This is a genomic window from Arsenophonus endosymbiont of Apis mellifera, from assembly GCF_903968575.1.
GTDB classification, from domain to species: domain Bacteria; phylum Pseudomonadota; class Gammaproteobacteria; order Enterobacterales; family Enterobacteriaceae; genus Arsenophonus; species Arsenophonus apicola.
In genome coordinates, this window is sequence record NZ_CAJCFU010000066.1 from 1 (window position 1) to 22,015 (window position 22,015).

The window sequence follows — 22,015 nt, forward strand, 5'->3', positions numbered from 1 at the left end:
ATTACGCTCTCTATTTCCCGACGGGTCATTAATCCTTTCCACTTTCTGCCATCGACATAAACCCAGCGTTTCATTTCATCACAAGCGCCTTTTCGGTCATTGGAGTTGAGCTTTTTGAGTAATGTCGATTTGGCAAAATTTCCCACACCCACGTTGTAAGCAAATGAATAAAGCGCTGCTTGAGTCAGTGTATTGATATCGACCTTGACCAGCGGGTCAACATAGTGCTTAACCGCCTTTAAATCGTCATCAAGCCACTTGTCACAATCTTCTTTGGAGTACGCTCGGTTACGCTCAATATCGTTACCGGTGTGCCCGTAGCAAACAGAAAGCACACCGCCACCATCGAAATAGGGCTTAAGTCTCATCCCTTCGAAATGGGTTATCATGCTTGATGCTAAAAACAACGCGCTACCGCCTGTTGCCATCACTATTTTTTTGGTATCTTCATCATGGCCTCCCTTTGATGTTGCGCGCTTTTAACCGGTACTCCTTGCGTTTGTAATACCAGTTGACCAGACAGGTGATGACCGTGCAGACAATACCTATTAGGCCAACCCACTGTTCGAGCGTGAAAATGCCAATGACTGTTGTGACAATTCCGCCCATATACGACAAGGGACTGGAATACTTTTCAAACATACGCATCACTCCCCCTTTTTCAGGGTATCCATTTCCTGTTTAGTCCCATAGGACAATCTGCGAACGATTTGAGGTGGCCGCGCTGATTTCCGGTAATTGAATTTCAACGCCCATCGGCAATCTGGCAGCGTGGCTGCAAAGTCCGGGATTAACTTCAAGCACTCGCTCAACGGTGCCAACGCAAGTGCCATAGTAGCGAAAACAAATCTCATCCAGACTCTCGTTTTGTTGACTCAGTACCTTCATATCAGTGCCACCACGTTATGACCCTGCCCTTTAATTCGTGCTATCGCCCAGAGGGCATCACGTCGGTAATCATCAATCGTCGGCGACAGACTGTCAGCTTTTTTGTGGCCGGATGCCTGCGTGTCGATATCTCGAAACCGTTCAGACAAGTTAGCCTTAGCGAGGCCAAATACCGCGCGTTCATACAGCAGGCAAAGCGCACTGTCGTCATTAATATGCATGGCCGGAATATTAGCTAAATAGTTAAATCCTTCGCGTTTTTTCTGGGTTTGCCAGTCCCGCAGTTCGTACGCCACTTCAATCATCGCGTGGGTGAGTGCATCCTTAAGACGCGAAGCGATGATGGTGCCATCGTTCTCACGCATCACTGCGCGGTAATTTTGAGGTGACACGGCAGGCCAGAAGGGATCGTCGGTCACCAGATCACTTTCTTCTTTAGGCGGTTTTTCCGGCGAAATAAAATCCATATCCTCACCTCAATAGGTCGGGCGGTGGACAGTGAACATAACGCGGTCTTTCACTGTGCCGCCCGAGTGCGTGGGCACAACTCATGTTTTCGGTAACGCGGTGTTGAGCGCTTTTTCCAACTTTTTGATCTCGCCTTTGACGCCAACCCCTTGGAAAAGTATTAGCGCGCGTTTTAAGGTGTCGAGCGCGGCGGCGAGCAAGCCATTATCGCGCTGGCAAAAACCCACCCATTTATACAATTCCGCTCTGACCACATCCGGCATGTCTTCCTCATCCGTTAAGGTGACGGTTTGCGCTAAAAGCGACAAACTCAGCGGTACCTTCTGCTGGTAAGCGGTTTTGGCCGCCGCCGCTATTTCTTCTGCAATCGCGCACCCCGTCGTACGGGTATGTCCAGCCGGCATTAAAAGCCCATGCGCTAACGCATATTCGGCGATAGCCAGCGCGCCTTCAATGTCACCGGCGTCAATGCGCCAGAGCATCACCATCATCAGCGTGTCGTCCTGCTGGCCGTCGCCGTTTTCCAATACTCCGCTCACCCAAGGGGCATAACGGGGTAACACCGTTTTTTTATATTCGGCTTTCCGTTCGGTTGACTGGATGCGTTTTAACTGACGTTTGTCCTGCTGAAACATCAACAAAATTTGCTGTGTGGCGTTATCCCATAACGGATGGGCGCCCCGCGGTTTTTCACCCACCAAGCGCAGCTGGTGACATTGCCAGGGGGTGAGCATTAGCCATCGCCCTGATTAGTCTGACTGCTGCCACCTGAATCGGGTGTATTCCCACCTTGCAGTCCTGATTGGGGTTTATCTTCGGGTAAGATGTCAATATTTTCGACCAGTGCCACCCCGCGATAATCTTCCACCACATAGGCTTCATTGACCGACTCATAATTTTCAATCCGGTCACGCTCGGGCGTATCCTTGATTTGGCGCCGACGGGTGTCTTGCTGATAGTAAATCGAGAGATTATCCAGACGGGTAATGAGCAGAGATTTATCTGGGAAGAATGGGGCGCGAATAGCCGGTAATCCACCCAAGCGTTTTTGACTGATAATCACATCGGCGGCCAGCATTTCGCTATTCGCCTGTTCTTTGTTAACAATCGGAAAGTATTTATCGGCAAGCAAGGAACGACCACAAATAATCACCAAATCGGTATCATCCTGATACACTTCATCAATCACCCGTTCAACCGTGTCCATTACCAGCGCATCCAAATTTTTGTAATCGCCTTTTTCGCCAATGCGAATGGTGTTTGAGGCCACTTTGCCTTGACTATCGGTGATGTTAGCCATCACATGGGTCGGGGCATCATTGCGAATTTTTTGCAACCAGCCGATATTCACATCCTGTAATTTGGCATTTTGAGTACGGTCTGAGGTTTTTTCCCGTTTGATACCATTAAAACCAATCATAATGCGGTCAAGGGCCTGACGGCGCACAATCGCATCGCGGATACGACGCTGAAAATCGTTAAATTTGGCCCACATATCGAGCTTGGCATAGCTGATGGCAGTATCGAAATTGGTTTGATAGCAATAGTAGTCAATCGTGTCCAAGGACGTCGGGTCAATCGGTTCTCGACGTTTGCTACTCGTATCGGTGGTGCCGGCCACCGTAGAGCCCATCCCGAGTCCTATCACCTGACCTTGCTGTTCAAGTACCGGTACCAGATTTATTTTTTTCAAAAAACCGGCACTTTGCTGGATTTGACTTTCCAGTACCTGTGCTTTGGACGGTTCAATATTCACTTTCCCGGCAAAATCCTGCGGCGAGACGTGATAGATTTCCCCCAGGCGACTTAAGTACTGATTGAATTTTAATTTGGTTTCTTTTCTCATCGTCTTCTCGTTAACAGTTGGTCAGGGTATCGGTATCCCGTATCCGACCGAGTGAAACAGGGCGCGTCGGTGTTTCTTCTTGCGCCAGGCTGGTCGTCAAAGTCGTCAGTTCAGTTTTCAGTTGCTGGTGCTTTTCTGCACTGGCATTTTTTAGCGCAGTTAACGCAACCCCTAATTCGGCGATTTGTTGTTCACTCTTTGCCTGCTGGTTTGCACAATACTCAATTGCCTGCTGGATATCGCTAAAGATCTGGCCTTGCTCATTGCGCTCATGCCCAAATAAGGCTTTAACTTTTTCAAGCAGGTTGAGTGATGGATTAGAAACGGTGGTCGTTTCGTCGATAAATTCGAGCAAGGTTTCTTCGGCAGCAGTAAACACGCTATGGGGGGATAATTTACGCTCAGCGAGACAATCAGGTTTACCGTGACTGAATGCCAGCATACTGGTGCCCAGACTGGCGGGATTATCCGTCACCGCAAGACCGACGAGATAGGCTTTACCCGTATCGGCGAAAGCCGTATCAATTTCGACTGAGGTGTAAACTTTTTGCCGTTGTTTATTCATGGCAATCAATTCATCGGTGGGCGATAGCACCCCGTAAAGTCCAAGTTTTCCGGCTAATGCCCCTGTTTTGATTTCTTCCGTATAAACGGAAAGCACATCGCCAAAGCAGGGCATCCAGGGCGATTTCAAATGTTCAAGGTTAATTCGTGCCCCAAAAGTGTCCGGGTCGTAGTTTTTTTCAATATCGGTCAGCCACTCTCGCTGGACTTTACGGCCATCGGTGGTGGCACCTTCCACACAGATACGAATCGGTTTGGTTTTTTTCATTACACAGGCTCCCGCCAGGGTAGGGTTTGTTGACATCATGGGCATAGGATTAAAAAGATGAGAGAAGGAAACAAGGCGGTGGGATTGTTTGAACGGTCAAACAAATTTTCACCCAGGCAATCCTTGGGAAATCTTCGTTATGCTAGCCACATGAAAAATGAAAACCCCTTTTTACGACACCGCGCCCGACAACTGGCTTTAGAAGGCTACAGCCCGAGTCAGATTGCCCATATGTTGGGGCAAAATGTCTCCACCGTACATAGCTGGAAACGACGAGACCAGTGGAATGCGCAAAAGGCCACGCAAGCTGTCAAACTGAGCCTGGAGGCGCGACTTTGCCAGCTCATTGGCAAAGAACAGAAAGACGGTAAAGATTTTAAGGAGATTGACCTGCTTTATCGGCAACTGGAGCGCCAGTGTCGAATTGAACAATACCAACAAGGCGGAAGGGAAAGCGGGCGTGATAAAAAAAATAACCGGACTCCACCTGAAAAGAATGCCTTTAGTGATGAGCAGATTGCGTCGCTGTTAAAACATTTTCACCAACATCTTTTTGATTACCAGAAGCACTGGTATCAGGCGGGATTAACCTATCCGATACGCAATATTTTAAAATCACGCCAGATAGGCGCCACCTGGTTTTTTGCTCGCGAGGCGTTGATGGACGCGTTAACCACCGGCCGCAATCAGGTCTTTTTATCCGCCAGTAAATCTCAGGCGCATGTTTTTAAGGATTACATCATCAAGATGGCGCAGGAAGTGGATGTTGCCCTAAAAGGTGACCCTATCGTGTTAGCCAACGGCGCCACGCTTTATTTTCTTGGCACTAATGCGCGCACGGCCCAAAGTTATCACGGCAATCTTTATCTGGATGAATATTTCTGGATCCCGAAATTTCAGGAATTACGTAAAGTGGCGTCGGGCATGGCGATGCAGAAAAAATGGCGGCAGACCTACTTTTCAACCCCGTCAAGCCTGACGCATAGCGCTTACCCGTTCTGGTCTGGCAAACTGTTTAACCGGGGAAGGTCAAAAAAAGACCAGATTGATATCGGCATCAGCCACAAGTTGTTGGCGAACGGTCGCTATTGTGAAGATGGCCATTGGCGACAAATCGTAACATTAGACGATGCCATTAACGGCGGCTGTAACCTGTTCGACCGTGAAGGGTTAAAAAAGCGCTATAGTCCGGATGAATATCAAAACCTGTTGATGTGTGAATTTGTTGACGATATCGACTCGCTGTTTTCGTTTTCACTGATGCAGGCCTGTCAGGTGGATAGCTGGGACGTGTGGGCGGATGTCAGTCCCTTGATGTCACGGCCTTATGGGTCACAAAGCGTCTGGATAGGCTACGACCCCGCCAAAGGCTCCCAGCACGGTGACAGCGCAGGCTGTGTCGTCATTGCACCACCCACCACACCCGGTGGAAAATTTCGCATTCTGGAGTACTTCCAATGGCGGGGACTGGACTTTCGCGCGCAGGCCGCCGCAATTCAACAACTCACCACCCGTTATCAGGTCGACTACATCGGACTGGATGCAACGGGTATCGGCCATGGCGTTTTACAATATGTGCGCGATTTTTTCCCACAGGTCAACGAATTTATCTATAACCCGGCGCTGAAAAATGCGCTAGTGTTAAAAGCCTATGATGTTATCAGCCATCACCGGCTCGAATATGATGCCGGGGCGCAGGATATTACCCGTGCCTTTATGGCGATTAGACGCGCCACGACCGCCAGTGGGAACCGTCCCACCTATGAAGCGGATCGCAGTGAAGATGCCAGCCACGCTGATTTAGCCTGGGCCACCATGCATGCGCTGTACCATGAACCGTTAACCGGCGATGGCCAGCAACACAAACCCATTATCGAGCTATTCTAATATGCGAAAAACGAAAAACCGTACGCTCACCGCCACAAAAAAACCGTCAGTAGACGCCTTTACCTTTGGTGACCCGGTGTCCATGCTTGACCGGCGCGAGATTTTTGATTATTTGGAATGTGCACTTATCGACAATTACTACGAGCCGCCAATAAGTTTTGAGGGTTTATCGCGCATTTTTCGCGCTGCGGCCCATCATAGCAGTGCCATTTATGTCAAACGCAATATTTTAAGCAGTACTTTTGTGCCACATCAATGGTTAAGTCGTCAGGATTTTGACCGTTTTGCGCTGGATTTTCTGATTTTTGGCAATGCCTATCTGGAACGGCGAAAAAATGGCTTAAATAAAACCATTTCGCTAAAATCCATCCCAGCCAAACTCACCCGGCGCGGTGAGGATTTAGCCACTTATTACCTTTTGCATGCAGGTTTTGACAGCGTGCCGTTTACTTTTCAAAGGGGGCAGGTTTTTCATTTGCTTGAGCCGGATATCAATCAGGAAATCTACGGCCTACCCGAATATCTGGCCGCCATGACCGCCATTTTACTCAATGAATCGGCAACCCTCTTTCGCCGTAAGTATTATCTGAACGGCTCTCATGCCGGCTATATCCTGTATATCAATGATACAATTAACTTCCAGGATATTGATAATCTCCGCGAACAGCTAAAAAGCAGTAAAGGCTTGGGAAACTTTCGCAATCTGCTTTTGTATTCACCCAACGGCAAGAAGGATGGCATACAAACCATTCCGTTATCCGAAGCCGCTGCGAAAGATGAATTTTTAAATATCAAAAACGTCAGTAGGGACGATATGTTAGCTGCTCACCGCGTGCCACCACAATTAATGGGTATTATGCCACAGAATGTGGGGGGATTTGGGGACGTACAAAAAGCGGCTAATGTGTTTATCTGCAACGAATTACATCCGTTGCAACATAAAATGCAGCAGCTTAATGAGTGGCTCGGCGAAGAAGTGATTCAGTTTACCCCTTACGCCTTGAATCGGATAAAAAATAAAATCTAATCCTTGCAGAGGGTGTTTAACTGCGCCTCAGAAAGCCCCGTTGATTGGTCTGTCTTTCAACGCTTATTATTTAAGTCTTTGAGCATTGCCGCTCTTAAAATTGCGTTTAAACGCGTCTGATAGCCTTTCCCTGATCCTCTGAGCCACGCCAAAACATCGGCATCAATGCGGACAGAAGCATGCTGTTTAATAGGACGATAAAAATTACCCCGATGGGCATTTTGCCATGTCACTTCATCCATTGGTGGGATGTCACTAAAATTTATTTCACTTTCCGGCATACCAGCCAGTACTTTCAACTCTGCTTTGCGTTTATCAGTTAATGTTGGTAAGGCATTTTGTTTAATAGTAACTTTTTTCATAATGTTTTCTCTCTGCGCGCGTCGCTCTTCGGGCGCTGATTATTCGAATAATTTCTACTGAATTTTCAAAATTTATCGTGTGTGCGACAAAAACAATAATACAACCTCCAACTTGCCCAATGGTTTGCCAACGCAATTCTCCATTTTCGAAACGATCCTGATGAGATAAATGCATAGGATCATTGAAAACCTGTGCAGCTTCTTCAAATCGAATCCCATGTTTTTTTAAATTTGATGCTGATTTTTCAGGATCCCATTCAAATTGTAGTGACATTGAGCACCTGTAATGACAAAAATGTATATATATTACTGTATATACAATATTGAATTATGTCAATCGGATAGGAAGTTAAATCAAAAAAACATGAAAAATCGCAGTGGTAGCCCCGCCGCGCCTGCCCGCAAAACATGTCGTTTTTTGTGCAGTTGGACAACGCCACTTAGCGTAGGCCAGTACTGCCCTTTTCGGTGATTTCAGGTGGGCAAAAACTTGTGCAAATTTGTGCATTTTTGTGCAAATCCATGCACTTATTTTTTAATAAAAACAAAGATCACTAAAACAAGAAGAAAAAGCCTTTTTGATATTTAACATTTTAACAAAATAATAACTTATTTTGCGCTAAAAAAAGGGGGTATGCGTCGGAAAACGGTTACAACAGTTAGAATGCGCAAAAAAAGGACTTAACTCCATAATTAAAATACGATTTTTTTGTAACCTTCAAACGGTTACAGTGGGGTTACAAAACAGAATAAAAAAGTTACATTGTTATAAATCAATAAGTTAAGTTTTTAGTTTTAAACGTTTTGTAACCGTTACATGTAACCCTACTGTAACCATTTTGTAACCGTTTAAAGTTTTTAAAATATATTATATTATCAATTAATTATAATAGTTTTTTATTTTTGTAACCATTGTAACCGTTTTCCGACACATACCCCAAAATTTTGAAAATAGATAATAACGATTAAATGATGAACAGTTATGTTAAATAAATATTAACGTTTATGTATGATGAATATCTTGCTATTTTGGCTGTGAGTTAATCGCTCGTGGTGATGTCTGGAAAATATCGCTAAACGATATAGCTTAAGTCGCTTAGCGAATTTAAATAGGTCTTGGTAATGGGTAACTAAGGAAGGAATTTTTTAAGTTTATTCTCTAAAGATTTTACTTTATTATATTCTGTTGTAATCAAGTTGAACTTATCTTCAATATTCATTTTGAATGATAACCCTAGACTTATTATTGATAAGATAAAAATTATCATAATAATAAGTATTAATCCTGATAATAAGTTCCTGCGTTTTATATTATTTTTTATTTCCTCAATATCTTTTTGAATATCATTCAATGACATTTCTTGTTTCTTTTCGGTCATAAATTTACCTTATCGATAGTTAAAATCTGTGACATCCTGCCAAGAAGAATGGGTTCTTATATTACTTGACAGGAAGTTAAATGTAACCATTTATGATAGCTGACCAGTCAAAAATTGATATCAATAGTTATATAATCGCTAATATCAAGCCCTGATTTAGGGAGAGTGAAGGGTGAATATGAATAATCTGCTGAAAAACCTTTAAGATTAGCAAGGTAAATCTAAACAAAAGTCAGATTATAAACAGGAGACAGAGCAAATGGATTTATATATAAAACTGCGTCCCCTGCGTTAATATCTGATAAAAACAAAGGCAAGATAGGAGTATTCTTTCATTTTTTCAATAATTAGTTTCAAATACCCAACATTTAACGACGTCAGGTTTTTTTAGCGCACTTAAGGTTGGTAATGCCTGATTATATTGGTTATTAACGTGACTTCTCACCGTTTTAATCCCAACAAAACGACGTCTTTTACCCATTTTAAGCAGGGATTTGATTTCTGACAGATTGGGCATATTTTGGCGGTATTCACTGGCCACCTGTGCCAGATGATTAAAGTTAACCGCATAAATATTCTCTTCATTACTGTGATTAACGCCATATGGGGTATTTTGATTGAGATAATCAAACATATCCCAAAACTCAGTGACCAGGGTATTATCGGCTTCTAATGCCTGAACACGTTCTTTTGCCAGTTCGACGATAAAGGTTTCTGTTTCTGCTACTCGGCTTTCTTTGATGGGCAGAAAACAGGATAACGTGCGTAACAGAACGATGAGTTGAGCGTGATTTTTAGCAATGCGTTCATGGCCAATCGCTTCATCATCGAAGAGTTGTCGCTGAACTTCATCGAGAGAAGTTTCGTAAGCCGTTACAATCGCATTTTCACTTAACAGCGCTTTGGGCAAAAAGCCGGATAATTGTTCAATAGGGTAGCGTTCCAGGCGAATGGCCGCCTGACGGGTCTGTTCGCTTTGACCTGACTTATCGGTATGGAGATGAATAATCCGCTCTAATACCGCTCTTGAGGCTTCGACACTGCTATTCTGGGCGATAATAATGCTGCCCTTAAAGAGCGGCTCATAGGTTTCGTTCTGATTGGTTTTTATACCTGTTGAACGTGTTGCACGACCATTGTAAAGGGATTTCATTTCTTCCCAATCGAAAGCCCGTTTTACGTTATCCTGCATTCGGTCACTTTCTATCAAACAAACAGGAAGATTACTCACCTGGGCAAAATTACGCGCACGGCCTACCAAGGTCGACTTTGAAGGGTCAAAGCCTTCGTAATCAGCGCGACCCGTTAACCGCCAGAAGAACTCTATCAGGGTACTTTTGCCTGAGCCGGGTTCCCCCATAATTTCCAGAAAAGGGTAACTTTTACTTAACTTTCGTATCTGTTCGGCAAACAGTGACCCGAGCCAGAACGCAAGCACAGTATAGCCTTTAACCCCAAAAGCAAGCCATAAATCGTCCAACCAGTGAACATCGAAGTCGCTGAGTTCATGATTAATTTCCAGTCTTGGACTGCTACTTAATGTTTTGATATCGAGATGCTCCAGTGAAAAATAATCCTCTTCATTCAGGGTATATAATTTGCCGTTTTGCACGGCAATATCATTAAACACATAAACGCCCAGTACTTTGTTGTAACCAATAAAATTTTGGGTTTTTACTTCCTTGATATGCGGTAATTCGTTTTTGCAAAAGCGGTCAAGTTGATGGGTGTCCCCAGTGTAAACAGCACCTTTAGCGACATGCAAAAGCCGTTTTTTGAATTCAGAAGCGCTGGTTAACTGACTGGCGGTAAAAGTGGCTTTGACGTTGGGTCTTTGTTGCGGGAAATCCAGTTTTAAATAATACCAGGATTCGTCGGTTTCTTCGGATTTCTGAAAATAAAGCGGAGTCGGGTAACAGTTGGCGATTTCGTTGACAGCGCCGGACTCTTTTAACGCTTTTGTGGTGGCTTCTTCTTTAGTTAGCTTTTCTGAGTCTAAAATTCGTTCAACCGCCTTTAAATGCCTTTCAATATCGAGTTTAAACCAGTAAAAACGGCTATCAAATTGAAAATAGAAGTCATTACGGTGGGTATAATTGAATATTAACATTGCCTTATCGGTAGCACTTTTTGTCAGTAACAAGTCGCCATAATAACGATAACGCATTAAGTCATAACGTTCGAGCTTACCTTTGAGGTGTAAATCGTTCCAGTCTTCATTTTTAAATTGCGAAGGTAAGGCGGCACAGGATTTCCAGCCTTCTTGCTGACTGCGTGCAACGTGTTTTCTTATCGCTTTTTCGCCCGCATTACCCTTATCAAGTGCCCAGACCAATAGGGGCTTTTTGTTCGCGCCCAATGCCGTTTTAAGCGCCGCCAAGGCGTGCTCTGGGTAATTATGACAACTCATCAGGGAAACGGCATACAGTCCATTCTGAGCAAGACTAATTGCATCAAAAATCCCTTCGGTTAGCCAGATTTCAGTTGCCTTTGTTAAATTCTGTTGTGGCAGACTCCACCAATACCCTTTGTAACTGCCAAAAAAGTTAGCCTTGCGGTCAAAGCGTTGTGGGTTATCAATAATTCGCTCCCAATAAGCGCCATTGGGTAAGGTAAATTTTACGGTTGCTGAACCCAGCCCTTTAGCGTGATAACCGGATTCAATATACAATCCTTTTAATGGGGCAATATCTAATCCTCTAGCCTGTTGCAGATAGGCATCCGCTGCGGCATTTGGGGCTTGTTGTGTTTTAGGGTAGTGCGTTGACCAATTATGAAACAGCTCAGGATAAATTTCTTTAACAATAATTTCAGCCCCACATTTATTTTCACGGCCACACTTAAGTACAAAGGGTTTTTCAATAGCGGTAAATAACTCTTTTTTGTTGCACTGGGGACAAACACCCTGACGTAGATAGCCGTTTTGTTCTTTAAAATGAAAATCCGCAATTAATCGGCTGATGATAAAATCTGACTGGTACATGTTATTACCCCTGGCAAACCTTTATAAACGTGTTGGCGACTTGATTTGCATCAAGAAGTGCAAATCGTTCGGCTTTAATACGAACAGGCCAGCATTGAGTGGCAAATTGACTGTTTTTGTTGTAACAAACGTTCATTTCCTGCTCTTTTTAAAATGTTTTTGGGCGGATTCCCAAAGAGATTGACAGTCGACGCAGCGATTGCAGCCTGGGGAAGCGATACGGCGCGCTTCAGGTATCGCTTTTTCACAATCCTCACAATGAAAACGGGCGATACCCCTGTTGCGCTCGGTCACCTGTTTAATCTGGTAAATTAATTGTTGTTGGGCGAAGTCATTCGCTTTATCAATCGTGTCAGACATGGTGTAAATTCTCTGCTCGAAGTTCAAAGTGGTGACTGATTTCCACCACGTGCTGATAAGCGGTGTGATAAGACATCTTTTGATGAAGAATTTGATAGGCCAGCGACGTTAAATGAGCAGAAAATTGTCTCAATAAGTGTTTCCTTTCATCTTCCCGATTTTGCTTTAGCATATCGGTGAGTTTTAATACGCCGAATTGTGCAGTCATATTTTCTTACTTCTCCTTTCCTTATTTTGGATAAAACAATCCCTTGGTGTGGCTAACACCGTTAATTTTCATTTATAAATTAAAGTGGCAGTGCGATATTTTTAGGTATTAATGCAACGAGCACCTGTAATTGAAATAGCGCGTTAATAATCGCCTGTTTTTCTTTTTTATTAAATTCATCAAATTTCAAATGATGTTTTTTATTATCAATATTGGCTAAATAAAAAATTAAATTAACAAACCGTTTATTATGTTCTCGTAAATATTCAATAAATCCCAACAGGCATTGATTATCGGGATTTTCTTTATTTTTATTAAAATGAACGGTTCGACATTTCGCTGCCTTAATTAACCCATCGACGCGCGCATTAATGGGTAGTCCTTCATTGCGATAAATACCCGTCTTTATTCTATTAATCTCACCGGCATTATTTTGTAATGTGTTAACCGAGTGAATTAATGTATTTGTTAATGCGTGTTTATTCGTCATCATTTTATTTAATAATTAGGGTGAGAAAATAAAAAATAAATAATCCGCCAAATAACAATATTAATTTATCGATTAACGTCAGTTTTTTATTCCTCTTATTATTAATATGATAATTTTTAACGGACTCGCCCGTTAATCGATAGGGGTAGTGCTGATTAGATTTATGCATAAATATCCTCATTAAGTTATCGGTTTTGTTGCCCTGACCGAAAACAGGGTGTTGTGATATATTTTTTATGCCTGTTGATTCTTAGAAGGGAGATACAGGCATAAACTGACTTATCACAACAAGGAAAATAACAATGTCTGTTAATGAAAAAATTAAACAACAGTTAACTGAACTCATTAAGCAAGTCGAACAAATAGAAACGCTAATTATTTGTGATAATGCAGTAGAAATAAGTGCGTTATCACATCATCTATCCCAACAAATCCACGATAAAATCAGGTCACCACAGAAAAATATTGTTAAGTGGTTTTAATTTTTTCTGACCATAATAGCCATGACTGCATCAAAGGTGGATTTAAGATCCTGTTCATAAAAGCGGTTAATGTTTGAACAGGTTTCGCTTATGGCATTCATGATAGTGATCATGAGTGCTAATTTTTCTTTTGGAGTAAGATTTTTTATCTCCTGTTTTTTATTTTCTTCAGAAAGTCCCGAAAATAGCGAATGAATGGTATTAATGACTAAGTGATCTAACGGTTTAGTCTCTAGCGCTAATCTTTCCTCGTTATCCTTTTTTTGGTAGTTATTTGCCTTGTTCAATATGGATAATTCGGCAAATTTTTTATCGTCGTTAAATAACTCAATGCGATTACTATCAACGGTGAGGCCGTGAAGGTTATTTATTCCAAACGCTTTAGCATGTTCAGTAAGATGTGCGATGACTTGATAATAAACTGCCATAGTTAACCTCTTAAAAATTAGATTAGTGAGTCGGTTTTTATACCCTGACCGAAAACAGGGTGTTGTGGTATCATGTTTATGCCCACTTTTTCTTTCCAGTGAGAGGTGGACATAAAATCCAACAACAAGGCGTGAAATCCATGTCCCAAGAAAGAGAAGACTATACCCGATTACATAAACCTGCCCCGTCACAGCAAGAAGAGCAAAAGACTGGGGAGAACGATAAAAAATAAGGAGCCCCAAAATGGAACAGCCATCCGAACACATTAAATTTGAAGTCTACTACTCGATTTACCTTGCCGAAATGACAGAAATTTTTAATCGCCGAGTTGAACAATGTTGTTCTTTTTGGCAGGTATTTCTGGGTGCTTCTGTTTTTGCACATTTCCAATACGGATGGCTGTTGGGTTTTCTTATTGCCTTGATTTCCGCTATTCAGTTTGTTGTTAAATTTGGTGAAAAAGCCGGTAGCGCAAAATCTCAAGTAAGACGGTACCGAAGGCTGGCAGATGAACTTCCGCAACTGGATGAAAACCAGATTAAAGCGAGATTGCGAGAAATTGAAGAAACTGACACTCAACCCCTGACCGCGCTTTATAATCCCGCCAGAAAAAGAGCAGGTATTGCGTTGTATGGTGTTGATAGACAAGCTGGACACCCCCTTACGCGATGGGAAAAAATGATGGCTTTCATCGGCGGTGGTATTCCTAAGTAGTGACATCGGGTTACCTCTTGAATGCGTTTGGGTAATATGTGGTGACGATACTTCATGTCGTCACTCGCCATAGCAAAGTTAAAAATTTCCCTGGTGTTAAATAAAAAATAATTAGTTATATTTTTAATGATTAATTGTTTTAAAAATTTTATTTTGATTGAGTTGGTAATCTTTAATTTCTGGTTATAATTCAATCTGAATCAGTAAATGGTCATGAAGATATAATCGTAATAACTTACCGTCACAAGAGGGCACAACGGAACGTTCATCTATGCCCATTACATAAGCCAGTCTTGTTGCCTTGACGCTTACGCTAGGATTTCTCATCATTTATCCCCTGGTATAATTTATCGATATAATGGATTGCCTGAGCCATTGCATCAAATTTACCCAAAGAGTCTTTGCCATACCAGACGTGATAACGTGTGATGGGATTCATTATTTTTCTGGGTAATTTTATAATGTCAAAATCCCGATAACAAAAACTGTGAGGACTTATTTGTTTAAACGTCATGATTTCAGTCCTAACCATGTTAACCAGCCTTCTCTAATTTCTTTAGGTAAAGATTCATAAGCCAACTTCAGTCCTAAGTTCCAGGCAGGTAAATAAATATAGTATTCACCACGAGAACTTTTGGGGTTCTTCATTTCAATTACGGGCAGTTTGCCATCTTTACGCATATCTGAAATTGCTTGCTTGGTTTTTCCAACCATTTCTGCAAACTTGGCTTCAGTAACACCATCTGAAGCACTAGAAACATTTACGATTTCTTTATTCATCTGATAATCTCTTTTATTGAAGCTCTTCGTAGCCCCTATTTTCTCTTAGCTGCTAGCTATGGGAATTTCTTTTAATCTAAAATTTAGAGGATATGAAAAAATATGTCAACCCCGAAAAATGAAAAATTGAAACTTATTAGAGAATCTGAGAGATTAAAACTTAAAGAAATGACTGATTTAACAGGAATTAATTATCACACTTATCATGGTTATGAATCAGGAAAAATGAATATGTCACTTGAATCAGCAGAAAAATTATTTTCTATAGCACGATTTCGGAAGTATATGGATTGGTTTATGTTTGATGAAACCAATCCAGAAGCTGGTCAAATTGCACCAGCTCTCGCACACAATGGGCCAGAGAAAACAATGTCAGTCCAATCAAAGAAAAAGACTGGTTAACATTACATAAGGATTTTTGTCAATTCATTGACTCCAAGAGTCTTTGTGCCATTGGAGGGATTTCTTATGTCAATTAAGAAACTCGAAGATGGTCGCTATGAAGTGGACATTCGTCCAACTGGCCGCAACGGAAAGCGCGTCAGACGGAAATTTGATAAGAAGTTTGAAGCCGTTAATTATGAACGGTATGTAATGGCTAACCACTCGAAAGAATGGACACCGAAGTTGACCGATACCCGCAGGTTAAGCGAAATCGCGCAACAATGGTGGGATTTATTTGGCAAGCACCTCGACCATGGTCGGGATCAAAAGAACAGAATTAATATGTTTTGTCGTGTGATGTCAGATCCAGAGGTGCCAAAAATAAACAAATCCTTTATATCCCAGTATTGCCAGTTACGGGTAGCCCATGGGGTTAAGGCATCGACAATTAATCGTGAAATTACAGCTGTGCGCGGTATTTTTACATATTTAATTGATACCGGCCTCTACCATGGCGAACATCCTTTCAGCGGCTATAAAAAGCTGAAAGAACAGGCTACGGAAATGTCATATCTGACTGATGACGATATCAACAGGTTGCTGACTCACCTTAGCGGTGATAACTATAAAATTGCCGTTCTTTGCCTCAGTACTGGCGCACGATGGAGTGAAGCAATTAGGCTAAAACGGGAACATGTGATTCAAAATAAAATACGATTCACATTTACAAAAAACCGTAAGCCCAGAATCGTACCGATCTCTGATAACGTTGCCGGCATGATATGTGACGGAAAGAACGGGCTGTTGTTTCCTGATATATCATATCAGTGTTTCCGGAAAATTTTAAAGGCTGTTAAACCGACGCTACCGAGCGGACAGGCAACACATGTTTTGAGGCATACTTTTGCAACGCATTTTATGATGAACGGCGGTAGTATTCTGACGCTACAGCGGTTGCTGGGACATGCTAATTTATCTCAAACGATGACGTATGCACACTTTGCCCCGGATTTTCTACAGGATGCAATCAGCCTGAATCCACTGAAAGGGAAATGTCATTTTTAGATAAAAGTGTCCACACCGTGTCCACAGTCATGCTGTTTAGTGCTCTCTGTTGCACCTTGTAGCCCTATGATAACCATATGTTTTTATTGAGGATGCTGATAGAACAGAAACAAATAACGCCGCAAAGGCGGCGTTATTGATGATGGGCTTGATAAAAAGCACAATTTTTGGTTATTAAACCCGCAAGAAATCAATATGGGTTAGTTTAGGCTTAAACGGATGGCGTTGAACCGCTTGTACTTTAACTTTGGTTTTTTTGCCGTCAACCACCAGCGTTAATACTTCATAAAACTCTGGCTTACTTTCTTGGTTGATAACTTCATCATGGTTGAGTTCAATAGAAACAGGTTCTTGATCACCACCATAGACGATAGCCGGTAATTTGTTATTTTTACGCAGGCGGCGGCTCGCACCCTTACCCTGCTCTTTGCGGATTTCTGCATTAATAGTTAGCATGATTTGTTCTCATAATATAAAAAGGCTCTGCGACAGGCGACCCAGTAGCAGATCCGTTAATAAAAACTTGTTAGTGATTGCTAATCAAGCGGGCGGCATTTTAACGAAAAAACCGCTCTACAGCAAATGAAAAAATGACCTAATTTTAGGACATTTATATTCTTTTAAGCAACAACGGCTAGATAGCAAAGAGAAATAGAAACCATTATGTTAATAGAGGTCGTTAGCCAGACGATACTTTCCATGATAATCAAAAATTTTTTCTCTTATTTGCCAAAACTGGTTTTGTTTACGTGCGATAACAAAGTTAGGATGACGTAAGCTCGTTTTTTGACGTAGAATGTCGTCTACTGTTTGCCATTGGAAAGGAAGGCCTGGAGCTCGCTGGTGTTGCAACAGAAAACGTTGTTCAAAGATTTTGCGCTGAGCCGACGTTGCTAATCGAAATCTTTCTGAGACGTTGCTGCCATCTTCATCATAATAAGTGACTTTTAACCATTCTCCTTTCTTATCGTGTCCAGCCGTCAGTTGCATGCCGCCGCAGCGAAGGATCAGTGAATTTTTCAATTTTAACGCCGCTTTTAACATATCATCTGGATCAACTAAAATTGCCTGACATTGATGACAACGTCGTGCTGCAATGTCATTTTCAGCATTACAGTCGGGACATTGTTTAAAACGAAAGCGAAATTGACACTGTTTTTTTTGTCCATTATGCATTTCTTCCCAGCCTTGGCAGCGACGGCCGTAATGTTCAATTACTTGACCGTCAGGATCGCTTTTCCCCCAGAATAGATTGGCAAAATGACAAAGTGGGCAAAAAACTTGAACGGGTACGTTTTGTGGATCATTTTTGGCACTGCCAACTTCTGGCATATAAAGATCATGGGGATTTCCTGCATAATCAAGAATAATACATTGGCTTTTATTCGGAAATAGTCTTAATCCGCGACCAATTATTTGTTGATAGAGACTGACTGATTCAGTGGGACGTAAAATAGCAATCAAATCAACATGAGGAGCATCAAAGCCAGTTGTTAAGACCGATACATTAACTAAATAGCGAATTTTTTGTGCTTTAAACGCATTAATCGTTTTTTCACGATCCATTGCTGTCGTGTCTGCGCAAATTAATGCTGCTTTGTTATTAGGTAATAATGCCAAAATTTCTTTGGCATGTTCAACAGTAGCGGCGAAGATCATACAGCCCTGACAGGAACGGGCATATTCGATAATTTGCTTAATAATTAAGGGAGTCACTCTATGCTGACGTTTAATTTCCTGATCTAAGTCAGTGTGATTAAAAATACCTTCTTGACTTAGGCGCAATTGACTAAAATCGTATTGAATAATCGGCATATCTAGGCGTTTAGGTGGCACAAGGTAATGATTTTTTATCATATACCTTAACGGAAGTTCATAAATACAATCACGAAAAAAACAGTTCTCATCGCCTTTTATCATACCATGGTAGTGATACTGATATATCCAGCCTTCAGACAGACGATAAGGTGTTGCCGTTAATCCTAAAACACATAAATTAGGGTTATTAAGTTGCAATTTTTGTATGATTTGTTGATATTGACCATCGTTATTGAGACTGATGCGGTGGCATTCATCAATAATTAATAGCGAAAAGGGAGCATTAAAATCAGTTAAATTTTTTGCCACAGATTGTACGCTAGCAAAAATAACTTTATTTTTATTTTGTTTTTTATTAAGCCCGGCGGCATAAATGTCAGCCGTTAAACCATAGGCCTGATATTTATTATGGTTTTGTTCAACGAGTTCTTTTACATGGGCTAATACTAGTACACGTCCACGGGCCAATCGGGCTAATTCAGCAATCACTAGACTTTTTCCTGCGCCAGTAGGTAATACAATAACCGCCGGTTCTTTATGGCGGCGAAAATAGTTTATTGCTGCATTAACGGCATCATGTTGATATGGTCTTAGCGTAACGATCATGATTATTAATTAAGATATTAAAATAAATAATAAGTAAATTAGCATTTTTCGCTAATTCATGTCGAAGTAATCTATATTAAAAATAAAATCTACTGTAGCAAGCTATATCTTCTCTAACAAGTTATTGATATAATTGATTGCGTTATAGTTATTCACGTTACTTATTGTCTTAATTGTTTTAAAAGCAATTATTGTAATCATCCAATGATTTAGCATAATAATACATATGCATTCTAACTCTTTCATATAAATTTAAAAATTATGATGCGACTCGATAAGTTTTTATCTCAACAACTAACAATCAGCCGTGGCTTGGTCATGCGAGAATTACGAGCAGGAAAAGTTATGGTTAATAATGAAGTAATAAAAACCGGATCTTATCAAATTACATCTGAGATGGTAGTTAGTTATGAAGATGTCGTACTGCAACATATTATCGGCCTGCGCTATTTTATGTTGAATAAACCACCAGGATATGTTTGTTCGACGGTAGATAGCGTTAATCCAACAATTTTATCGTTTGTTGATGAACCAGCTATAACAAAGTTACACATTGCCGGCAGATTAGACATAGATACCACCGGGTTAGTGATTATAACAGATGATGGTAAATGGACACATAAAATGATCTCGCCCAAACATCATTGTGAGAAAACTTATCTTGTCACCTTGGCACACCCGATTTCAACTGAGGTAGTGGATAAGTTTTTAACAGGCATATGGTTTAAAGGAGAAAAATTACCCACAAAACCCGCAAAACTATCGATAGTTTCATCAAAGCAGGTACGTTTGACAATAAGTGAAGGCCGGTATCATCAAGTCAAAAGAATGTTTGCAGCGGTGGGTAATCACGTTTATGCACTTCATCGTGAACGCATTGGAGGTATTTATCTTGATCCAGCATTAGAGGCTGGCGAATACCGTTCTTTAACACAAGAAGAAATCAAAACTATTTAAATTATATTTTTACTTTCTCGATTTGGGAGTATGTTAGTATGCAACGTCAGCGTTCCTCTTATTTCAGCCTAATTTTGATTTTAGGCCTTATATCCATGTTGATGCCATTAGCCATTGACATGTATTTGCCTAGTTTACCATCGATTGCAAAAAGTTTTAATGTTGATACCGGTCAAGTTCAGATGACCTTAAATAGCTATATTTTCGGTTTTGCAATAGGCCAACTGTTTTATGGTCCGATGGCAGATAGCATAGGTCGAAAGCCCGTGATATTAGGCGGTGTGATCATTTTTGCTATTACTTCAGGGATTTGTGCACTCGCTAACAGTATTGAGCAATTTATTTTTGTCCGCTTTTTACAAGGATTATCGGCGGCGGCAGCAAGTGTTGTCATCACTGCTTTGATGAGAGATATGTTTAGTAGTGATGAATTTTCACGTAGCATGTCTTTCGTTTTGTTAGTCATGACCATCGCGCCATTATTAGCACCAATTTTAGGTGGTATGGCAATGATCTGGTTTTCCTGGCATGCTATTTTTTGGATTATATCCATAGCAGCCATCATAGGAGCTTTATTAGTTACTTTTTTTATTCAAGAAACGTTACCTCAGGAAAAAAGGCAAAAATTTCATTTACGTAATACTATAAAACAAATTCTTACCTTGTTTCGCGCTAGGCCAGTCTTTTGCTATATTCTTGCTAGTGGGTTTTCGTTTGCTGGGTTGTTTTCATTTTTAAATACCGGGCCATTTGTCTATATTGAATTAAATGGGGTTTCACCACAGCATTTTGGTTATTATTTTGGCTTAAATATTGTTTTTTTATTTTTACTGACTACGTTGAATAGCCGTTATGTACGCCATTTTGGCGCATTGAAAATGTTGCATATTGGCTTAACACTGCAATTCATCATGGGAATGTGGCTGATTTTTAGCACTATATTAAACTTAGGTTTTATTCCAATGATATTTGGTGTTGCTGTTTATGTTGGTAGTATTGCTATGATATCTTCTAATGCAATGTCAGTCATTTTAGATAATTATCCACATATCGCTGGAACAGTTTCATCTTTAGTTGGTACAATACGTTTTGGTATCGGCGCATTTTTTGGTTACTTGCTTTCTTGTTTCAAAACAACGACAGCTTGGTCGATGGTAGGATTTATGGGATTATGCGTTTTTCTTGCAATGGAGTTTGTTCTGTTAGCTAATTACAGCAAAGACTAATATAATTAGAATTATTATCTATTTAATAAAAAAATAAATTTTATTCGTGTTATGTTGTTATTTAAATACTCATTTTATTCATATGGACTCAGTATAATTTCTTATCACTAACTTCGATAACAATCACAATTTAGATAGGCTCAATCCACGAGCCGTTCAATTTATTAAATATTTTATCTTTCATTATTGCTTATTTAAGCTAATTGGTTGATATATGGTTTTATATAAAAAAATCAAATCAAATATGATCATTTTACAATTGAAAGATAATATATTTCGTTAAATTTCTTAACATATTTTGTTTTGTTTAAGCTGGATTTTTATATTACAATAACAAAAATTTATCATATTAATATGATGTAAAATACCAAGATAAGTATAAAATAGCTTGATAAGTTAGTATGTTAAGTTATTTCTTTACTTAAATAGAAAAATAATATAATTAATTAGAATATAGGGTTTTTTGTGGGTAATTTTAAGTTATCTGTCATTCATCGTTTACCGCAAAATTATCGATGGTTAACAGGGCATATAGGTAAAAAAATCGAGGTAATGCCTGATAATATATCCAGTTCCAAGTCTAATATATTAATTGGCTTTAAAGTACTTTGCTATGAAATTAGCGATAATTTAGCGGTGTTAAAGCATTTAAGTTCAGCTTTAGACGAAATACAAATTGCTAATGATTTGCTTGAATGGCAAGGTCAAATTTGTCTTTTTATTCGTTATGAAGATGAAGGTTTAGCAACTTGTCATTTTAAAACAGCGGGTGTTGCTATTGCGGAATCAATAACGCTGCCTGCTCGTCCTTATTCTCATTAAAT

The 22,015-nt window shown here is 40.6% G+C and carries 31 protein-coding genes and 1 pseudogene; 10 read left to right on the forward strand and 22 right to left on the reverse strand.

Features of this window, described 5'->3' with window-relative positions; genetic code table 11:
• From H1X92_RS10865 to H1X92_RS10895, 7 genes are all read right to left on the reverse strand, one after another.
• On the reverse strand, positions 1 to 428 hold a 428-nt coding region (locus tag H1X92_RS10865; RefSeq protein WP_180560169.1), incomplete at its 3' end, for a lysozyme.
• A 22-nt stretch (positions 429 to 450) separates the two neighbouring features.
• The gene (locus H1X92_RS10870) at positions 451 to 648 is read right to left on the reverse strand and encodes a phage holin family protein (protein ID WP_180560170.1); all 198 of its coding nucleotides are present in this window, start codon (positions 646 to 648) and stop codon (positions 451 to 453) included.
• A gap of 33 nt (positions 649 to 681) precedes the next feature.
• A complete protein-coding gene (locus tag H1X92_RS10875) occupies positions 682 to 888 on the reverse strand; it encodes a tail protein X (protein WP_180560171.1) in 207 nt (68 codons plus the stop codon).
• The gene (locus H1X92_RS10880; protein WP_180560172.1) at positions 885 to 1,355 is read right to left on the reverse strand and encodes a head completion/stabilization protein; all 471 of its coding nucleotides are present in this window, start codon (positions 1,353 to 1,355) and stop codon (positions 885 to 887) included. Before H1X92_RS10880 ends, H1X92_RS10875 begins: the two co-directional genes overlap by 4 nt.
• Before the next feature lie 81 nt (positions 1,356 to 1,436).
• Positions 1,437 to 2,090 (reverse strand): phage terminase small subunit, encoded by a 654-nt coding sequence (gpM, locus tag H1X92_RS10885; protein ID WP_180560173.1) that lies wholly within the window; start codon positions 2,088 to 2,090, stop codon positions 1,437 to 1,439.
• Positions 2,090 to 3,202, reverse strand: coding sequence for a phage major capsid protein, P2 family (locus tag H1X92_RS10890; protein ID WP_180560174.1), 1,113 nt, complete (start codon positions 3,200 to 3,202; stop codon positions 2,090 to 2,092). The genes gpM and H1X92_RS10890 overlap by 1 nt, the downstream gene beginning before the upstream one ends.
• Before the next feature lie 10 nt (positions 3,203 to 3,212).
• Positions 3,213 to 4,079, reverse strand: a complete 867-nt coding sequence (locus tag H1X92_RS10895; RefSeq protein WP_370520687.1) for a GPO family capsid scaffolding protein — start codon at positions 4,077 to 4,079, stop codon at positions 3,213 to 3,215.
• Positions 4,080 to 4,184: 105 nt separating this feature from the next.
• Between H1X92_RS10895 and H1X92_RS10900 the strand changes: the two genes are divergently transcribed.
• Both H1X92_RS10900 and H1X92_RS10905 read left to right on the forward strand, forming a co-directional pair.
• Positions 4,185 to 5,921, forward strand: a complete 1,737-nt coding sequence (locus H1X92_RS10900) for a terminase large subunit domain-containing protein (RefSeq protein ID WP_180560251.1) — start codon at positions 4,185 to 4,187, stop codon at positions 5,919 to 5,921.
• A gap of 1 nt (position 5,922) precedes the next feature.
• Positions 5,923 to 6,948: a phage portal protein gene (locus H1X92_RS10905; RefSeq protein WP_180560175.1), complete on the forward strand. Its 1,026-nt coding sequence runs from the start codon at positions 5,923 to 5,925 to the stop codon at positions 6,946 to 6,948.
• 56 nt (positions 6,949 to 7,004) lie between these two features.
• Here the strand turns inward: H1X92_RS10905 and H1X92_RS10910 are convergent, their stop codons facing one another.
• The 9 genes from H1X92_RS10910 to H1X92_RS10945 form a co-directional block, all read right to left on the reverse strand.
• Positions 7,005 to 7,310, reverse strand: a complete 306-nt coding sequence (locus H1X92_RS10910; RefSeq protein ID WP_180560176.1) for a BrnA antitoxin family protein — start codon at positions 7,308 to 7,310, stop codon at positions 7,005 to 7,007.
• Positions 7,291 to 7,584, reverse strand: coding sequence for a BrnT family toxin (locus H1X92_RS10915; RefSeq protein WP_180560177.1), 294 nt, complete (start codon positions 7,582 to 7,584; stop codon positions 7,291 to 7,293). The genes H1X92_RS10910 and H1X92_RS10915 overlap by 20 nt, the downstream gene beginning before the upstream one ends.
• A gap of 75 nt (positions 7,585 to 7,659) precedes the next feature.
• Complete coding sequence (locus tag H1X92_RS10920) at positions 7,660 to 7,818, reverse strand: hypothetical protein (protein ID WP_180560178.1); 159 nt, start codon at positions 7,816 to 7,818, stop codon at positions 7,660 to 7,662.
• 622 nt (positions 7,819 to 8,440) lie between these two features.
• Positions 8,441 to 8,689, reverse strand: a complete 249-nt coding sequence (locus H1X92_RS10925) for a hypothetical protein (protein ID WP_180560179.1) — start codon at positions 8,687 to 8,689, stop codon at positions 8,441 to 8,443.
• 340 nt (positions 8,690 to 9,029) lie between these two features.
• Positions 9,030 to 11,672, reverse strand: coding sequence for a toprim domain-containing protein (locus H1X92_RS10930; RefSeq protein ID WP_180560180.1), 2,643 nt, complete (start codon positions 11,670 to 11,672; stop codon positions 9,030 to 9,032).
• A 4-nt stretch (positions 11,673 to 11,676) separates the two neighbouring features.
• Entirely contained in the window at positions 11,677 to 11,808 is a 132-nt protein-coding gene (locus H1X92_RS16095; RefSeq protein WP_255498994.1) for a hypothetical protein, read from the reverse strand.
• A complete protein-coding gene (locus tag H1X92_RS10935) occupies positions 11,805 to 12,032 on the reverse strand; it encodes a TraR/DksA family transcriptional regulator (protein ID WP_180560181.1) in 228 nt (75 codons plus the stop codon). The genes H1X92_RS16095 and H1X92_RS10935 overlap by 4 nt, the downstream gene beginning before the upstream one ends.
• Complete coding sequence (locus H1X92_RS10940; protein ID WP_180560182.1) at positions 12,025 to 12,240, reverse strand: DUF2732 family protein; 216 nt, start codon at positions 12,238 to 12,240, stop codon at positions 12,025 to 12,027. The genes H1X92_RS10935 and H1X92_RS10940 overlap by 8 nt, the downstream gene beginning before the upstream one ends.
• A gap of 79 nt (positions 12,241 to 12,319) precedes the next feature.
• The gene (locus H1X92_RS10945; protein ID WP_180560183.1) at positions 12,320 to 12,733 is read right to left on the reverse strand and encodes a DUF5347 family protein; all 414 of its coding nucleotides are present in this window, start codon (positions 12,731 to 12,733) and stop codon (positions 12,320 to 12,322) included.
• 299 nt (positions 12,734 to 13,032) lie between these two features.
• Here H1X92_RS10945 and H1X92_RS10950 point away from each other — a divergent pair, with 299 nt between their 5' ends.
• The gene (locus H1X92_RS10950; RefSeq protein ID WP_180560184.1) at positions 13,033 to 13,212 is read left to right on the forward strand and encodes a hypothetical protein; all 180 of its coding nucleotides are present in this window, start codon (positions 13,033 to 13,035) and stop codon (positions 13,210 to 13,212) included.
• On the opposite strand, the gene H1X92_RS10955 is transcribed toward H1X92_RS10950, so the two are convergent.
• Positions 13,209 to 13,640: a hypothetical protein gene (locus H1X92_RS10955; RefSeq protein ID WP_180560185.1), complete on the reverse strand. Its 432-nt coding sequence runs from the start codon at positions 13,638 to 13,640 to the stop codon at positions 13,209 to 13,211. The two genes, H1X92_RS10950 and H1X92_RS10955, sit on opposite strands and share 4 nt — an antisense overlap.
• Before the next feature lie 59 nt (positions 13,641 to 13,699).
• Here H1X92_RS10955 and H1X92_RS10960 point away from each other — a divergent pair, with 59 nt between their 5' ends.
• Both H1X92_RS10960 and H1X92_RS10965 read left to right on the forward strand, forming a co-directional pair.
• A complete protein-coding gene (locus H1X92_RS10960; protein WP_180560186.1) occupies positions 13,700 to 13,873 on the forward strand; it encodes a hypothetical protein in 174 nt (57 codons plus the stop codon).
• Between the two features lie 11 nt (positions 13,874 to 13,884).
• Positions 13,885 to 14,355, forward strand: a complete 471-nt coding sequence (locus H1X92_RS10965) for a hypothetical protein (RefSeq protein ID WP_180560187.1) — start codon at positions 13,885 to 13,887, stop codon at positions 14,353 to 14,355.
• Between the two features lie 183 nt (positions 14,356 to 14,538).
• Here the strand turns inward: H1X92_RS10965 and H1X92_RS10970 are convergent, their stop codons facing one another.
• From H1X92_RS10970 to H1X92_RS10980, 3 genes are all read right to left on the reverse strand, one after another.
• A complete protein-coding gene (locus tag H1X92_RS10970) occupies positions 14,539 to 14,685 on the reverse strand; it encodes a hypothetical protein (RefSeq protein ID WP_180560188.1) in 147 nt (48 codons plus the stop codon).
• A complete protein-coding gene (locus H1X92_RS16260; RefSeq protein WP_310740164.1) occupies positions 14,669 to 14,794 on the reverse strand; it encodes a hypothetical protein in 126 nt (41 codons plus the stop codon). Before H1X92_RS16260 ends, H1X92_RS10970 begins: the two co-directional genes overlap by 17 nt.
• Positions 14,795 to 14,865: 71 nt before the next feature.
• Positions 14,866 to 15,135, reverse strand: a complete 270-nt coding sequence (locus H1X92_RS10980; protein WP_180560190.1) for a Cox family DNA-binding protein — start codon at positions 15,133 to 15,135, stop codon at positions 14,866 to 14,868.
• A 102-nt stretch (positions 15,136 to 15,237) separates the two neighbouring features.
• On the opposite strand from H1X92_RS10980, the gene H1X92_RS10985 reads away from it, so the two are divergent.
• Positions 15,238 to 15,537, forward strand: a complete 300-nt coding sequence (locus H1X92_RS10985) for a helix-turn-helix transcriptional regulator (protein ID WP_180560191.1) — start codon at positions 15,238 to 15,240, stop codon at positions 15,535 to 15,537.
• A 66-nt stretch (positions 15,538 to 15,603) separates the two neighbouring features.
• Positions 15,604 to 16,646, forward strand: a pseudogene (locus H1X92_RS10990) (phage integrase).
• Between the two features lie 112 nt (positions 16,647 to 16,758).
• Here H1X92_RS10990 and rplY read toward each other — a convergent pair.
• Both rplY and H1X92_RS11000 read right to left on the reverse strand, forming a co-directional pair.
• Positions 16,759 to 17,040, reverse strand: a complete 282-nt coding sequence (rplY, locus tag H1X92_RS10995; RefSeq protein ID WP_180560193.1) for a 50S ribosomal protein L25 — start codon at positions 17,038 to 17,040, stop codon at positions 16,759 to 16,761.
• Positions 17,041 to 17,250: 210 nt separating this feature from the next.
• The gene (locus H1X92_RS11000; RefSeq protein WP_180560194.1) at positions 17,251 to 19,008 is read right to left on the reverse strand and encodes a DEAD/DEAH box helicase; all 1,758 of its coding nucleotides are present in this window, start codon (positions 19,006 to 19,008) and stop codon (positions 17,251 to 17,253) included.
• Positions 19,009 to 19,272: 264 nt separating this feature from the next.
• On the opposite strand from H1X92_RS11000, the gene rsuA reads away from it, so the two are divergent.
• The 3 genes from rsuA to H1X92_RS11015 all read left to right on the forward strand — a co-directional run bounded on the left by rsuA (position 19,273) and on the right by H1X92_RS11015 (position 22,013).
• The gene (rsuA, locus tag H1X92_RS11005; RefSeq protein WP_180560252.1) at positions 19,273 to 19,965 is read left to right on the forward strand and encodes a 16S rRNA pseudouridine(516) synthase RsuA; all 693 of its coding nucleotides are present in this window, start codon (positions 19,273 to 19,275) and stop codon (positions 19,963 to 19,965) included.
• A 38-nt stretch (positions 19,966 to 20,003) separates the two neighbouring features.
• The gene (locus H1X92_RS11010; protein WP_180560195.1) at positions 20,004 to 21,191 is read left to right on the forward strand and encodes a Bcr/CflA family multidrug efflux MFS transporter; all 1,188 of its coding nucleotides are present in this window, start codon (positions 20,004 to 20,006) and stop codon (positions 21,189 to 21,191) included.
• Between the two features lie 465 nt (positions 21,192 to 21,656).
• Positions 21,657 to 22,013: a hypothetical protein gene (locus H1X92_RS11015; protein ID WP_180560196.1), complete on the forward strand. Its 357-nt coding sequence runs from the start codon at positions 21,657 to 21,659 to the stop codon at positions 22,011 to 22,013.
• Positions 22,014 to 22,015 lie beyond the last annotated feature (2 nt).

What these genes read in the sequence shown, in the direction of transcription:
- H1X92_RS10965 (WP_180560187.1), top strand. Translation starts at nt 13,885, where the DNA reads ATGGAACAGCCATCCGAACACATTAAATTTGAAGTCTACTACTCGATT.
- H1X92_RS10910 (WP_180560176.1), bottom strand. Translation starts at nt 7,310, where the DNA reads ATGAAAAAAGTTACTATTAAACAAAATGCCTTACCAACATTAACTGAT.
- H1X92_RS10935 (WP_180560181.1), bottom strand. Translation starts at nt 12,032, where the DNA reads ATGTCTGACACGATTGATAAAGCGAATGACTTCGCCCAACAACAATTA.
- H1X92_RS10940 (WP_180560182.1), bottom strand. Translation starts at nt 12,240, where the DNA reads ATGACTGCACAATTCGGCGTATTAAAACTCACCGATATGCTAAAGCAA.
- H1X92_RS10895 (WP_370520687.1), bottom strand. Translation starts at nt 4,079, where the DNA reads ATGCCCATGATGTCAACAAACCCTACCCTGGCGGGAGCCTGTGTAATG.
- H1X92_RS10875 (WP_180560171.1), bottom strand. Translation starts at nt 888, where the DNA reads ATGAAGGTACTGAGTCAACAAAACGAGAGTCTGGATGAGATTTGTTTT.
- H1X92_RS10930 (WP_180560180.1), bottom strand. Translation starts at nt 11,672, where the DNA reads ATGTACCAGTCAGATTTTATCATCAGCCGATTAATTGCGGATTTTCAT.
- H1X92_RS10915 (WP_180560177.1), bottom strand. Translation starts at nt 7,584, where the DNA reads ATGTCACTACAATTTGAATGGGATCCTGAAAAATCAGCATCAAATTTA.
- H1X92_RS10920 (WP_180560178.1), bottom strand. Translation starts at nt 7,818, where the DNA reads ATGCACAAATTTGCACAAGTTTTTGCCCACCTGAAATCACCGAAAAGG.
- H1X92_RS10890 (WP_180560174.1), bottom strand. Translation starts at nt 3,202, where the DNA reads ATGAGAAAAGAAACCAAATTAAAATTCAATCAGTACTTAAGTCGCCTG.
- gpM (WP_180560173.1), bottom strand. Translation starts at nt 2,090, where the DNA reads ATGCTCACCCCCTGGCAATGTCACCAGCTGCGCTTGGTGGGTGAAAAA.
- H1X92_RS16260 (WP_310740164.1), bottom strand. Translation starts at nt 14,794, where the DNA reads ATGAATCCCATCACACGTTATCACGTCTGGTATGGCAAAGACTCTTTG.
- H1X92_RS10985 (WP_180560191.1), top strand. Translation starts at nt 15,238, where the DNA reads ATGTCAACCCCGAAAAATGAAAAATTGAAACTTATTAGAGAATCTGAG.
- H1X92_RS10870 (WP_180560170.1), bottom strand. Translation starts at nt 648, where the DNA reads ATGCGTATGTTTGAAAAGTATTCCAGTCCCTTGTCGTATATGGGCGGA.
- H1X92_RS10955 (WP_180560185.1), bottom strand. Translation starts at nt 13,640, where the DNA reads ATGGCAGTTTATTATCAAGTCATCGCACATCTTACTGAACATGCTAAA.
- rsuA (WP_180560252.1), top strand. Translation starts at nt 19,273, where the DNA reads ATGCGACTCGATAAGTTTTTATCTCAACAACTAACAATCAGCCGTGGC.
- H1X92_RS10905 (WP_180560175.1), top strand. Translation starts at nt 5,923, where the DNA reads ATGCGAAAAACGAAAAACCGTACGCTCACCGCCACAAAAAAACCGTCA.
- H1X92_RS10950 (WP_180560184.1), top strand. Translation starts at nt 13,033, where the DNA reads ATGTCTGTTAATGAAAAAATTAAACAACAGTTAACTGAACTCATTAAG.
- H1X92_RS10945 (WP_180560183.1), bottom strand. Translation starts at nt 12,733, where the DNA reads ATGATGACGAATAAACACGCATTAACAAATACATTAATTCACTCGGTT.
- H1X92_RS11010 (WP_180560195.1), top strand. Translation starts at nt 20,004, where the DNA reads ATGCAACGTCAGCGTTCCTCTTATTTCAGCCTAATTTTGATTTTAGGC.
- rplY (WP_180560193.1), bottom strand. Translation starts at nt 17,040, where the DNA reads ATGCTAACTATTAATGCAGAAATCCGCAAAGAGCAGGGTAAGGGTGCG.
- H1X92_RS11000 (WP_180560194.1), bottom strand. Translation starts at nt 19,008, where the DNA reads ATGATCGTTACGCTAAGACCATATCAACATGATGCCGTTAATGCAGCA.
- H1X92_RS10970 (WP_180560188.1), bottom strand. Translation starts at nt 14,685, where the DNA reads ATGATGAGAAATCCTAGCGTAAGCGTCAAGGCAACAAGACTGGCTTAT.
- H1X92_RS16095 (WP_255498994.1), bottom strand. Translation starts at nt 11,808, where the DNA reads ATGAACGTTTGTTACAACAAAAACAGTCAATTTGCCACTCAATGCTGG.
- H1X92_RS10980 (WP_180560190.1), bottom strand. Translation starts at nt 15,135, where the DNA reads ATGAATAAAGAAATCGTAAATGTTTCTAGTGCTTCAGATGGTGTTACT.
- H1X92_RS10900 (WP_180560251.1), top strand. Translation starts at nt 4,185, where the DNA reads ATGAAAAATGAAAACCCCTTTTTACGACACCGCGCCCGACAACTGGCT.
- H1X92_RS10880 (WP_180560172.1), bottom strand. Translation starts at nt 1,355, where the DNA reads ATGGATTTTATTTCGCCGGAAAAACCGCCTAAAGAAGAAAGTGATCTG.
- H1X92_RS10925 (WP_180560179.1), bottom strand. Translation starts at nt 8,689, where the DNA reads ATGACCGAAAAGAAACAAGAAATGTCATTGAATGATATTCAAAAAGAT.